General features: G+C 41.9%; 10 protein-coding genes. 3 read left to right on the top strand and 7 right to left on the bottom strand.

What is annotated here, in order from left to right; translation table 11 throughout:
* Window positions 1-47 precede the first annotated feature (47 nt).
* Both L1D46_RS17340 and map read left to right on the top strand, forming a co-directional pair.
* Window positions 48-254: a ParD-like family protein gene (locus tag L1D46_RS17340; RefSeq protein ID WP_119853080.1), complete on the top strand. Its 207-nt coding sequence runs from the start codon at window positions 48-50 to the stop codon at window positions 252-254.
* Window positions 247-1,029: a type I methionyl aminopeptidase gene (map, locus tag L1D46_RS17335; RefSeq protein ID WP_239977940.1), complete on the top strand. Its 783-nt coding sequence runs from the start codon at window positions 247-249 to the stop codon at window positions 1,027-1,029. The genes L1D46_RS17340 and map overlap by 8 nt, the downstream gene beginning before the upstream one ends.
* An 8-nt stretch (window positions 1,030-1,037) precedes the next feature.
* Here map and L1D46_RS17330 read toward each other — a convergent pair whose 3' ends face one another.
* From L1D46_RS17330 to L1D46_RS17300, 7 genes are all read right to left on the bottom strand, one after another.
* Complete coding sequence (locus tag L1D46_RS17330) at window positions 1,038-1,499, bottom strand: hypothetical protein (RefSeq protein ID WP_130052784.1); 462 nt, start codon at window positions 1,497-1,499, stop codon at window positions 1,038-1,040.
* A 111-nt stretch (window positions 1,500-1,610) separates the two neighbouring features.
* Window positions 1,611-2,780 (bottom strand): BamA/TamA family outer membrane protein, encoded by a 1,170-nt coding sequence (locus L1D46_RS17325; RefSeq protein WP_239977939.1) that lies wholly within the window; start codon window positions 2,778-2,780, stop codon window positions 1,611-1,613.
* A 43-nt stretch (window positions 2,781-2,823) separates the two neighbouring features.
* Window positions 2,824-3,612 carry a hypothetical protein gene (locus L1D46_RS17320; protein WP_130052783.1) on the bottom strand — a complete coding sequence of 263 codons (789 nt, stop codon included), beginning with the start codon at window positions 3,610-3,612 and terminating at the stop codon, window positions 2,824-2,826.
* Window positions 3,613-3,750: 138 nt separating this feature from the next.
* Entirely contained in the window at window positions 3,751-5,991 is a 2,241-nt protein-coding gene (locus tag L1D46_RS17315) for a tetratricopeptide repeat protein (protein ID WP_239977938.1), read from the bottom strand.
* A 123-nt stretch (window positions 5,992-6,114) separates the two neighbouring features.
* The gene (locus L1D46_RS17310; protein ID WP_082401625.1) at window positions 6,115-7,341 is read right to left on the bottom strand and encodes a threonine/serine exporter family protein; all 1,227 of its coding nucleotides are present in this window, start codon (window positions 7,339-7,341) and stop codon (window positions 6,115-6,117) included.
* Window positions 7,342-7,490: 149 nt separating this feature from the next.
* Window positions 7,491-8,711, bottom strand: a complete 1,221-nt coding sequence (locus L1D46_RS17305) for a glycosyltransferase (protein WP_130052782.1) — start codon at window positions 8,709-8,711, stop codon at window positions 7,491-7,493.
* Window positions 8,708-9,715 (bottom strand): LacI family DNA-binding transcriptional regulator, encoded by a 1,008-nt coding sequence (locus L1D46_RS17300; RefSeq protein ID WP_130052781.1) that lies wholly within the window; start codon window positions 9,713-9,715, stop codon window positions 8,708-8,710. Before L1D46_RS17300 ends, L1D46_RS17305 begins: the two co-directional genes overlap by 4 nt.
* 162 nt (window positions 9,716-9,877) lie before the next feature.
* Here L1D46_RS17300 and L1D46_RS17295 point away from each other — a divergent pair, with 162 nt between their 5' ends.
* Entirely contained in the window at window positions 9,878-12,331 is a 2,454-nt protein-coding gene (locus L1D46_RS17295) for a prolyl oligopeptidase family serine peptidase (protein ID WP_130052780.1), read from the top strand.
* Window positions 12,332-12,690: the final 359 nt, after the last annotated feature.

The raw sequence follows: 12,690 nt of genomic DNA, 5'->3' as shown, positions 1-12,690 counted from the left end.
ATATAATATGAATACGATCTGTATATGTTTTATATATAGGTCATATGATGGGTATTGTTAAAATTAGCGATGAGCTACACGAAGAAATCCGTAAAGCAAGTACAGCGATGGTGCGCTCAATTAACTCGCAATCTGAGTATTGGATTAAAATAGGCATGCTTGCTGAGCTTAATCCTACCATGACCTACAGCGATATTATTAAAGAGCAACTTCGCCAAGCTGATGTGAAGGCTAAGGATGTAAGTGATGAGTAAGGTTGTGATTAAAGATGCAGATGAAATTGCATTGATGCGAGAGTCTGGTCGATTACTTGCTGATGTATTTGCTTATCTTGACCCTTTAGTAAAAGAGGGCGTGACTACAATGGAAATAAACGATCTCGTTGAACGCTACATTGTTGAGCAGTTACAAGCAAGGCCATCAAGTAAAGGGCAGTACGACTACCCTTATGTATTAAATGCCTCTGTGAATGAGGTGGTATGTCATGGTTTTCCAAGCGACAAAGGCATTTTGAAAGCAGGCGATATTGTGAATATTGATATCACTCTCGAGAAAAATGGCTATTTAGCTGACTCTAGCAAAATGTACTTAATTGGTGATGTATCGCCTTTAGCAAAACGTTTGGTAGACACTACCCAGCAAGCCCTGTGGCACGCAATTAAAATGGTAAAACCAGGTGTGAGGCTGGGGGATATTGGTAATGCGATTGCAAATTTTGCTCATCAACATGGTTATAGTGTGGTTAAAGAGTACTGTGGTCATGGCATCGGCCAGCAAATGCACGAAGAGCCACAAGTATTACATTACGGCAAGAAAAATACGGGGCTTGTACTAAAAGAGGGGATGACCTTTACGATAGAGCCAATGATCAATCAAGGGGCAGCTAAGGTAAAAACTAAGCCAGATGGTTGGACCGTAGTTACAAAAGATAAAAAGCTTTCTGCGCAATGGGAGCATACTTTAGCGGGAACGGCTGAGGGAGTTGAAGTGTTGACCTTGCGTGAAGAAGAGCAACACTTTTTAAACTAAATTGTGTATTAACAGGCTAATTCAGTAACAGACTCTTCTGCTAACCAGTTTAGGGCCGCTGTTTTTGACTTAAACACATTCATTACCATGCCTGCTCGTTTATACAAATTGCAGTAGGTATCGGTAAGTAAGCTTCCGCCTTCAAGCCCCTCTTTGATGACAAAGGCTGTTTTTGCTGGTGCAATGCCTTTACGTCGCAGTTCTACAAAGTACACCATCAGCTTTTCGAGTGCCCCAGGAGTTGCCATGCATGAGTTTTCAAACTCAACCAATTCAAACCATTGGCCATAATCAGTGGTGAGTTTATTAATGTAATCTTTTTGCATAAAAGAGTGCGCGTCAATAATCTCTTCGTTGAAAGGCCCTATGGCAGTCGTTAAAAGAGTATGTTCATGTTGATAAAACTCGACAAGGCCATGTGGTTTAAAATCTTTGAATGGATAATGGTTGGTTGATACTTTTTTATGCATCCGTTCAATCCCTGAATGTTTATTGAGCTATTGATAATAGCAGTGAAACAAATTAATTCAATCTTTAGGTTTAATCAGTTATTAAAATAATAACAAAAGTATTAGTTTCGATTACCAAGTAGAACCCGCCTGAATGTAAATTGCGTTTTGTTCAGGGCCATGCGCAACATCTATGCCTATGCTAATACCGTAATGTTCATCAATTAAATAACGAAAGCCTGCGCCAACAGTATCAATGGTTTCAGCCTTAGATAAATCAGAAAAATTATCGGCAGCCCAGCCCATGCCAGTAAATAAATTAAGCTTTATTTTCTGCGTGACTTTATAACTTGCTTCTGCTTCGGCCACAAACACATCAAGGCCTTGATATCGAGTTGCAGATACACCCCGTAAGCTAATACTTGGTGGAATATAAACCGGTAAGCGTTTTTTACCACGGTTATTTACTGAGTCATATTGCATGCGCAGGGCAAAGTTAAATTTATCGGTGTAACGCCAGTAATTTAAGGCGGTAAGCTTTAGACTGGTGTAATCAACCTTACTGCCAATAGCCTCATCATAATATAAATACTCGGCCTTATAGTTAAAGCCCCGCTCTGGGTTCAGCGGGTTATCTCGGCTATCGTATTCTAGTAACGGACCAATGCCTGAGGTATTTACATCAAGCGATAGATGTTGCTTGATAATATCATTTTCGAGCAGAAAATCTTCGATAGGGTTTTCGGCTAAGCTAATATCAACTTGACGATATATCTGCTTAAAGCCATAAAAGAAGTTACTGTCGTCATAACGTAACTTAAGGTTTTGAAACACCGCAGGGCCTTCAATATTCAACGATAAAGGTGTAAGTAGTTTAATCTCGTCAAAGGTGTAAAAATCAAGGTTTATACTCGCCCAGCCAACAATCCCTTGATAGCGAATTCGGTCTTCATCCCAAAACGTAATGTGGCCAACAGCGCCGCCTTTGGTACCATTTTTAGTGCCCATTAGGCCTACTAAACTGATGCTTTGTGGCAGGGTCGAGCCTTCTTTTTTCTTCTTTTTAGCTTTCTTTTCGTTGTCATGAAAAAACAAACCAACAACCCCAAGGCCTGGCCCTACAGCAGGCTCTGTAATAAAGGTTGGTATAGGAAGAAATGAAATAGGTTCATCAACTTTTTGTTGTTGATTACTTAATTGCTGCTCTGCGGGTTTTATTGCATATTCATCGTAACTCGATGCAAAGCTTTGTGTGCTGAGCAAACTTGCTGTAAGCATATTTATTAGTACAACGTTTTTCACTTAATCCCTTACCTTGTTGTTTCTTTTTACTTCACATTTTAATTTATAGCTGATAGTTAAATTCGAGACGATGATCGCCATCTAAGAAGTCAAGGTTTTCGTTCCAGTTTGCGAAATAGCGTAGATTCATACGTGGGTTAATTTGATAACTGGCTGCAAATTCGTGAGTCAAAATATGGCTTTGGTTTAAACCATAATAGTGATCTTTATAGTTATCGCTTCCGCCGATAGTTGTTAGCCAAAATGGATTGTAGTTAAGCCAAATTTTATCGTTAATAGTAATTTTTGCGTACATACCCACTAAACCATATGCACCCATAATGGAATAACCACTGTCACGACTGCCGTCATCTTCTAGGGTATTTTCACCCAGCGATGCACCGACTCCAGCTAATGGGTAAAACGTAAAGCGTCCCATAGGTTTAAGGGCTTTAATGTAGCTATATGAGACATCCATGCTTTCGTCAGCAACAAGGTTGGCATTGAGGTTATAGTTAGCATCAATCTGTGTTGCACTCATTGAGCTTAAGTCAACCGAGAAATTACGAAAGCGAAATGAGTCAATAGAATCTGTCGTTCTGCTATCGCTTTCCCAACCAAGCACATCACCATAAATACCTTTGACTTCAATAACATTCATGCCAGCAGTTGTAGCTATACCTGTATCGTATGCTTGACCCACTTTAAAATTAAGGCCCTTGTTTGTCGCACCGGTACCGGCTTGTGTATAAACAGCCAGTGGATCAGACATGTCTTGTACTTCTTTTTGTTCAGTTGCAAAGCATGAAGCTGAGAAAATGAGGATAAGTGGAGTAAATTGAAGAGAAGTCATGTGCTGTCCTTACACAAAATATTAGAATAGATATACTTTCTTTCGCTACTTATAGCTTATTTATTAATCGAGTTCAATTGTCTAAAGCATATAATACTTGCTAAATTTAAAAAGCTTCTCTTAGCCTCTAACTATCAATTAATTGATGCTATTCATCATTTCTAGTTGCTTAACAAATTGCTGAACTTGCTGGTTGCCAGGTACTAAACGAGCGAGATTTCTTGCATAAAACAACGCTTGGCTGTAGTTCTCTTCTGCCACATACCACTGCGCCAAACTGTAGCTAATATCAGGGTTATTCGGTGTTAGATTAAAAGCACGCTCAAGGGCTGATATTGCTGCTGGCATATTACCTAAATCTTGTAGCAGCAGCGCATAAGTATACTGGTAGCTTGCATTATCTTCTGCGAACTGGGCAGCTTTTTTTAAATGTGTAAGTGCTATGTCTTTTTGTTTGGAGCGAATAAGGCTCATGGCGAGGGCATAATGAATATCGGCGCTTTCTTTATTAACCGTTAAGCCTTGTTTTAAGATTTTTTGTGCTGCCTTCTCATCGCCTTGATTGCGGTATAGATCAGCTAAGTTAACATAAGCAGGAGCAAAAATAGGCTCAATACTGATTGCTTGTAAGTAATGTGCTTTGGCTTGCTCTGGTTCTTGTAATGTGAGCGCAAGATTACCTAAATTGGTATGTGAGTAGCCGCGCTCGGCTTGGTATTGTTGGAGGCCTTTGTATTCATCAAGCGCTGCATTTAACCGTTTACTGTCTTGCACATTAAGACCGGCCGGAAACGGTTGAATTAACATGGCCGACAGAGCTCTTGCGGCTTCGGTTCTGATTGGTAAATGCTCATCATCAAGCAATGGGTTTAACAGGCGCCAGCGCTGGTTTATATCAAGCGGCATCGCTGCTTCAATCGCAGCTTGACGCTTTAAGGGCTCGCTGTCTTTTACTGAGCGAGCAATCGCAAGAACGGCATTATTATCGGGACTTGCTGCTAAACGGCTCAGTGCTGATGCACGGATAATCTCAGGAAAATTTTTATCTTGCACTATTTTAGTCAGCATAGTTGACGCATTAGGCAGGCGGTTATCTGCCGCATAAAACGCCTCAGAAAAATGCGCAGTGCCAAGATGTTTTGAATTTGGATGCCAGTCTTTCATTTTTGCGACGGCCCATTGTGGTGTTTTATCTTCATGGCAACTATTACACGCATTAGGGGCATTGGTTTTTAATGTTAAATCTGGGCGAGGTACTCGAAAACTGTGGTCACGTCTGGCGTCTACTTGCATATAGGTGGTCGCGGGCATATGACAATCGACACATTGGCTACCCATACTTGCCATTTTATGGCCGTGATGTTTTGGTGTATCGAACATCTCATGACTATGACATTGCGTACAGGTTTGATTGCCCGGTAGCTTTAATTTACCCGAATGAGGGTTATGACAGTTACTACAGGTTACCCCCGCGTTGAACATTTTACTTTGTAAAAATGAACCCCATACATAGTCTTCATCCCATACTTGACCATCAACATGGTAAAGCTCAGGAGTGAGTAATGAGCCTTGAAAGTGTTGTAAAAAACTATGTGGGTCTTTGCGGTCATCAAGCTGTGAGCGCCGAGCATGACACGTTGCACACACCTGTACCTGATCGCTTTTTACAAGTGGCTGTACGCTTTGCATCCTGCCATCGGCTTGTTGAGAAAAAAGCGGGGTTTGCTTTTTAATATTATGAGTAAAGCCCTTATCAGCAATGCTGCTATCGCCATCAGCCCATTTTAAATGAGCTTGTGTATCGCCATGACACGCTTTACAGCTCACGTTAATACTTGAGTAACTTGAATCAAAGCTATTCGTTTTAAGGTCAAATTGCTTTTTGAAATCAGTTGAGTGGCAATCAGCACACATATGATTCCAGTTTTGGCCTTTTTGCGACCAATGAAATAGGTCATGCTTTTTCTGCTCAGGATGCAGTACAAACCAGCGCTGCCCGCCGTCTGTTTTACTGCGTGAGTCCCACGCAAAGGGAAATAGTTGTATGTGGCCTTTGCCCATATCAAACATGTATTGCTGCAATGGCTCATAGCCAAATGTGTATAAAACAAGGTAGTCAGTCTGCTTGCCATCTAGGTTTGGCATGCTTATAAAAAGTTGTTGGTCTTGTTGATAAAAGCGCGCTTGCTGGCCCTGGTAGTTAAGGGTTTGCTCATTGAAATTACCAAGCACCGAGGTGGGAGTGGCTTTTTCCATAGCATGAAAATGATGGGATGTTTGCCAGTCTTCAACTTGGCTTTGATGACAGTTAATACACTGGGGTTCTGCAAACGCATTAAAGGCGAAAAAGCTGCATAACAGCCAAGCCAATCTTATCACTGAATAAATCCTTTTTATATTTACCACATGCACTTAAGAGTTATATCAGTTTGTTGCTGATAAGCAAAGTCGGCTTATAAAAACGAGGGCGTAAAAAAGCCCGAGAAACTCGGGCTTAGTAAGTTATAAACTTTTCTTCGGTGGCAGCGCGACGTTAGCAAAGATAAGCCCCGCCACTAAAGACATGAAAATCAAAAAGGTTTGCTGGCCAATATGGTCTGCATAAACGAAATCTTGGCCTTCTATCAGTGAGTTTAAACCAATATAGGTTTTACTACCTGGTACCAATACGATCAGACCTTGCATAGCTACAATGGAGGCTGGAGCATTGACAACGCGGTTGAATAAGTTGCTAAAAACGCCCACGGCTAATGCGCCTACAAATGTGCCTAATGTGTAGTCTAGGTACATGGCTGAACCAATACTTGTACCATACGCTATAAAGCCAGATGCAATAGACCAAACAGCATGCTTTAGCTTGGTTCTAAAAATGACGATTAGGCTGCTACATAGCATGAAAATAGCTAGCCAAGCCGTCCATTTAGGTAAAGGCTCGGGTTGCACAAAGTCACTTTGGCCAAAAATAGCAAAACCAATACCGATACCAATAAAAGCACCAAAATACAGCTTAAACAGCAGCATGAATGAGTCCATAACCCGAGCTGTACCAGACACTAAATGCCTAGCTGCTAACTCTGCTAAACCGAGGGCTAATGCTAAGCCGGGTATAAACACAATGATGGCTGAAAGTACCACCAGTCGTATGTTAATTTGGGCATCAATATAGACACTAATAGCACAGGCTATAATCGCCGATACAATGGCAACTAATGGTTCAAGCATATGTGCAACACGCTTAGAACGCGTTGACCAAAGCACAAATAAATACACAACTAAGGTAATGAGTGCTGACCAAAAAACATCATTCCAACTGGTACCCATCAACATTGCAAACGCGCCACCCGAGGTTGCAAACGCAACGCCGGTCATAAATTTATTATATGGGTTCGGCATAGTGTAAATAATATCGAGCTGTTTATCGACTTCTTGTAACGTCAGCTCCCCATTTAGCATTTTGTTTACTAGGTCATCGGTATCTGCCAGCGAGCCTAAATCATGATCGCCTGGATCAACACGCGCAACATGGGTGTACTCTTCTTCATGGCCATCAGTCCAGATCACAAAAGTCACGGATGTTGGCGACATAACAAAAGATGATTTCAAACCGAGGTAAGTCGCAACTTCCATTAAGTGTGCTTCTAGTCGGTATGCAGGTGTACCGTATTTATGAAGCATTTTGCCAAGCTTCACGATAAATTTTCGTTTTTCAGTAAACGTTGCGGTTTTCAAAGGCGTTTTGAACCAAAGGTTAAATTGTTCAGTTAAGGATAGACCAAAATTCAATAAGATATAGTCTAATAGCTAGACTATATCGCTTAAATTGACCAGCGCGATTTTAGCGACAAAAGCCGCTATGTCTAGTGTTATTTACGGCAAAATTACTTATTTTTTGCTTCAATCCACTGCGCCATGTATTGGGTCGAACGCATGGTGTGATGTTTAAGCATTTGGCCGGTAAAATTTTGCTGTCTATGCTGCGCTAATGACTCACTAATGGCGGTAATTTTAGCGATTAACTGCGACTGAAGTTTTGATTTATCATAATATTTTTGCAATAACTGCTGGCCATTTTGCTGTGCCTGAGTAAATAACGCTTCATCTTGATAAAGTGCTACTGCAGCATCTGCAAATTGCTGTGCATCTTCACAGATTGCGCCTGACCATGGCTCATCTTGATGCATGCCTTCACTACCAATAGGGGTTGTTACGCTCGGCGTATGCATGATCATCGCTTCGAGTAACTTACCCTTAATACCAGCCCCAAAACGCAGTGGCGATAAACACACACGGGCATCTTCCATTACTTTATAGGCATCATCTGCCCAGCCCTTAATTAAAAATCCGGTTTTTGGATTGTTAAGCGCTGTTGCCTTTGGTGGCGGGTAAGAGCCATAAATGTGGAGTTCGGTATCGGGTAATTGTTTGCGGATCAGCGGCCAAATCTGTTGTAAGTACAACACTGCATCCCAGTTTGGCGCATGACGAAAATTACCAATAGTCATGAAGTGTTTGCGCTCAGCAAATGTTTTGGTGCTAGTGGGAATATGCTGCAAATCAACCAAAAATGGTAAATGGTGAAGTAGGGCAGAATCGACTTTGAAAACGTCATTGAGTAACTGCATCTCGTAGTGCGAGATAATTAAGCTGATATCTGAGCGCAAAATTGCGGCGATTTCTCGTTTTGCAATATCGCTGTGTAAATCGCTTTGGCTGAATTCCCGGCCTGCTTTATGAGCTTCGTGACGGGCATTTCTTAGACACTGTAAATCTTCTGTATCAAGAATCTTAAGTGCGTTAGGGCAGTATTTATCGACTCGCCAACCGAACTGTTCTTCCATCATAAAGCGGTCAAACATCACAATATCAGGGTTATACGCTTGCACGTACTCATCAAAGCTAGAGCAATTTAATGCAATTACCTGAGTGGTAATGCCATCTTCGCTGAGTTCCACCATATGTTCGGTTTTTTGCGCAGGACTGGCAAATTCAACTTGCCAGTTTTCTGCACGAAAGGCGCGCAGGAGTGACATCATGTGGGTGCCGGCTGCCGACGAATTAGGCTCTGGCCATACATAGCCGATCACTAACACTTTTTTCATTGACTTGAGTCTCGTATTTTTAAGTTAACATCCACCAAGGTGCGAACTGGCGGTGTTGATTTATCTAATAGTTCTTTTAGCACCTGACAGGTGCGTTTACCGATTTCATCGGCATTAATGGCGATGGTTGAAAGAGAGGGCAACATTAAGCGCGAATCTTCTAAGTCATCAAAGCCAATAACTTTAATGTCTTTACCCGGCTCTAGGCCGTGTTGGCGCATAGCTTCAATCGCGCCGTAAGCAATCACATCATTAAAACAGACAATGGCCTTGGTATTCGGTGCTTGTTTTATAAGGGTATTAAAGGCTTCACGGCCACCTTGTCGGTTTGTCGGTGCCTTAATAACGGGTTTTTCGTCAGTGATATTAAATTGCTCAAGCGCAGCTAAAAAACCACTTAAACGTTCATGATAATCAGATATTTCTGCCGTGCCGCCTAAAAAGGCTACCTCTTCAATACCTTGCGATAAAATATGGCTGGTCGAAATATGTGTGCCTTTTTTGTTATCAGGCAAAATACAGGGTGCTGCTGAAAATGGAATTTCACGCATGATATTAATAACCGGAAAACCACTATTTATTAAATCATCTTGCCACTGTTGCTTAGTTCCCGGAGCCGGGCACATAATAAACGCCGATACGTTGTATTCTTTTAGGGTTTTCACCACTTGAGTTTGCCTTTCGACAGACTCCGCAATATTCACCAGCATTGGCAGCATGCCAAGCTCAAAGATGTGTTTTTCGAGTCCAACAGCAAGTTGAGCTGAATAAGGGTTGGTTAAGTCATTTATAACCAGCGCGACTAAGTTTGAGCGCTTGCTACGAAGTGCTGCAGCATCACGGTTATACACGTAGCCAAGCTTATCAATGGCAGCCAGTACTTTTTCTTTACTTTTTTTACTGACCTTATCACTGTTGGTAAGGACCAAAGACACCGTTGATTTTGAAACGTGTGCTTGTTCAGCAACATCCCAAATTGTGACTTTGCCTGTCGATTTTTTCATTTTTATTAGCAAAAAGTGGCGAATAGAGTGCTTTTATTTTAGCGTAATTTAGCTGTTTAAGTCACTGATTGGCTGCCAAAAGGGTCGAAACTCTTTATGAAATGCTGCAAACATGTTCTACTTGTTTACAGAATCGAAAATAAAAACGAAAAAGGAACGAACATGAAAGCATTTAAACTGCTTTTTGCGCTAGTTATTGGCGCAGCTGTTTGCACACCCAGTTTTGCTAATCAAGGTTATCAAACTCCATCGCCTGCGCTAGCTGCAGTGGTTGACGCTAAGCTTGCACCGAGTAGTTATTTATCAAATGATGGCGAGTGGCTGGCATTATTTGATAGAAAACGCATCGATACCTTACAAGATTTAGCCAAAGAAGAGCTAAAACTTGCGGGCATTAAGCTTAATCCTGCTAATTTTTCGCGCTCACGAGTACGAAATAAGTTTACGTCGTTAGTGCTTAAACATGTCGAAACCGGTTCTGAAATTGTTGTATCTGGTTTGCCAAATGGCATTTTACGCTCACCAAGCTGGTCAAGCGACAGTCAATACTTGGCGTTTGTCGTTGAGCAAGCATCGAGTGCTAATTTATGGGTTTATAATGTAAGTACTAAGCAAGCCCGCCAGCTAAGTGATACACCTCTTAATTCAGTGTTAACTCGCACACCTTATACTTGGTTGCCAGATAGCAGCGCCATTGTTGCTAATGCAGCGGTCAATATAGGTAAAGCTCGCTTAAGCAACGACAGCTCGCAGGTTGTGCCGGTTATTCAACAAAGTAGTGGTGAAAAAGCGCCTGCCCGTACATATCAAAACTTACTAACAAGCCCTTATGATGAAGCGCAATTTAAGTTCTTTGCCCAAAGCCAGCTGACTTATATTCCGCTCAGTGGTCAAGGTCAACCGATTGGTCAGCCGGGCTTAATTAAATCGTTTTCTGTCTCACCAGATTCAACCAATATTTTGGTTGGCATGATTGATGAGCCATTTTCGTATCAAGTGCCTTACAGTCGATTTGCAGCTACTTGGCAAATTTGGGGCATGCGTGGCTATACGTTAGCAGAGCTTGCTAAGCAGCCTTTAGCTGATAACATTCCACAAGGCTATGACAGTGTTCGCACTGGTCGCCGTGATTTTCAATGGCGAGCAGATCAAGGGGCTGAGGTAATTTGGGCAGAAGCACAAGACGGCGGCGATATGAAAACCGACGTGCCTTATCACGATCACCTTTATAGCCTAAGAGCACCTTTTAAACGTGATGCTAAGTTATTTGCTAAAGTTGAACGCCGATTTGATTCAATTACTTGGGGTAATGGCAATGTTGCTCTGTTATCTGAATGGCGCTTTAGCGACCGACAAGTTCGCACATTTGTTATTCAACCACGTAATGCAGATAAAAACCGAGTGCTATTTTCTGAGCGTAGCTATAACGATGCCTACAAAGATCCAGGTTACCCAATATATGAAAAGAATGATTTAGGCGCTGACGTATTAAAAGTCGTTGGCGGGCGTTATCTTTTCTTACGCGGTAACGGTGCATCTGAACAAGGCAATATTCCGTTTTTAGACCGTTATGATGTAAAGACCAATACCACAACACGCGTTTGGCAATCAGAAGCGCCATACTATGAACGTATACGTGCCATGCTTGATGACGAAGGCGAGCGTTTAATTACTATTCGCGAATCTAAAACTGAGCAACCTAACTTCTTTATTCGCGACCTAGACGATAAAACCCTGACTCAACTTACGACCTTTGAGCACCCTTACCCAGAATTTAAAGGAGTGACTAAAGAGTTAATTCGATACAAGCGTGATGATGGCGTTGAGCTTAGTGGTACGCTTTATTTGCCGCCGGGTTATGATTCAACTCAAGGCCCGTTACCGGTTCTAATGTGGGCTTATCCGCTAGAATATAAAGATAAAGCTGTTGCGTCACAAATGCGCGAGTCGCCGTATGAATTTACCTATATCGGTTATTGGGGGCCAATGCCTTATCTTGCAAAAGGTATTGCCGTATTTGACGACCCGAAAATGCCAATTGTGGGTGTTGACGGGAAAGAGCCAAATGACTTATTCCGTAAACAATTGGTAGCAAGTGCCAAGGCTGCGGTAGACGTGCTTGTAGAAAAAGGTGTCGCAGATAAAGACAAAATTGCCATTGCTGGTCACTCTTATGGTGCCTTTATGGTGGCGAACTTATTAGCCCATAGCGATTTATTTAAAACCGGTATTGCCCGCAGTGGTGCTTATAACCGCACCCTAACGCCATTTGGTTTCCAAGGTGAAGAGCGTGACTTTTGGCAAGCACAAGATGTGTATGCGGCTATGTCACCATTTTTCCACGCTGAGAAAATCAATGAGCCTATGCTGATGATCCACGGTCAAGAAGATCCCAATTCGGGTACCTTCCCAATGCAAAGTGAGCGTATGTACGCTGCATTAAAAGGCTTAGGTAAAGAAGCCCGCTTAGTGATGTTACCTTATGAGGCGCATGGCTATCGTGCTCGTAAGAGCTTGCTGCATGTGCTTTGGGAGCAAGAGCAGTGGTTAGATAAGTACTTATTAAGTGACGAAAAACCAGCAGAGCCAGTTGCCGCTGAAGGCGTTACTCAGTAATTAGAAAATTACTCTTATAAAAAATCCCCGCCCTTTAAGCGGGGATTTTTGTATTGCCTACTTGCATATTCTTATTCGTAGATAAACGGTAAGCAAATAAGAGGAAATATTGTTCATGTGCGCACATTTAAAGTCATGAAGTGGACTAATAATCAGGCCAGTTACCAGCAAGCATTATTTTTGATAGTGTAACTAGTCTACGTACTTACATTGATGAACAAGCAGGTGAACAGCACTTGAAGGGAAGATACAAATCGCTAAGTTTTTATATACCCAGCTAATTTTAGCCAACTAAAACAGGCCTTTGATGAGGTCGTTACAAAACAAGGATGCTCATGAATAAGTTTATAATTCTAATA

The sequence above is a fragment of the Pseudoalteromonas sp. Isolate3 genome (assembly GCF_022398505.1).
Lineage (GTDB): Bacteria > Pseudomonadota > Gammaproteobacteria > Enterobacterales > Alteromonadaceae > Pseudoalteromonas > Pseudoalteromonas apostichopi.
This window is presented reverse-complemented; position numbering and strand designations above follow the sequence as displayed.

Excerpts from the sequence above, each read along its gene's own strand:
- map (WP_239977940.1), top strand. The coding sequence starts at position 247 with ATGAGTAAGGTTGTGATTAAAGATGCAGATGAAATTGCATTGATGCGA.
- L1D46_RS17295 (WP_130052780.1), top strand. The coding sequence starts at position 9,878 with ATGAAAGCATTTAAACTGCTTTTTGCGCTAGTTATTGGCGCAGCTGTT.
- L1D46_RS17330 (WP_130052784.1), bottom strand. The coding sequence starts at position 1,499 with ATGCATAAAAAAGTATCAACCAACCATTATCCATTCAAAGATTTTAAA.
- L1D46_RS17340 (WP_119853080.1), top strand. The coding sequence starts at position 48 with ATGGGTATTGTTAAAATTAGCGATGAGCTACACGAAGAAATCCGTAAA.
- L1D46_RS17320 (WP_130052783.1), bottom strand. The coding sequence starts at position 3,612 with ATGACTTCTCTTCAATTTACTCCACTTATCCTCATTTTCTCAGCTTCA.
- L1D46_RS17300 (WP_130052781.1), bottom strand. The coding sequence starts at position 9,715 with ATGAAAAAATCGACAGGCAAAGTCACAATTTGGGATGTTGCTGAACAA.
- L1D46_RS17305 (WP_130052782.1), bottom strand. The coding sequence starts at position 8,711 with ATGAAAAAAGTGTTAGTGATCGGCTATGTATGGCCAGAGCCTAATTCG.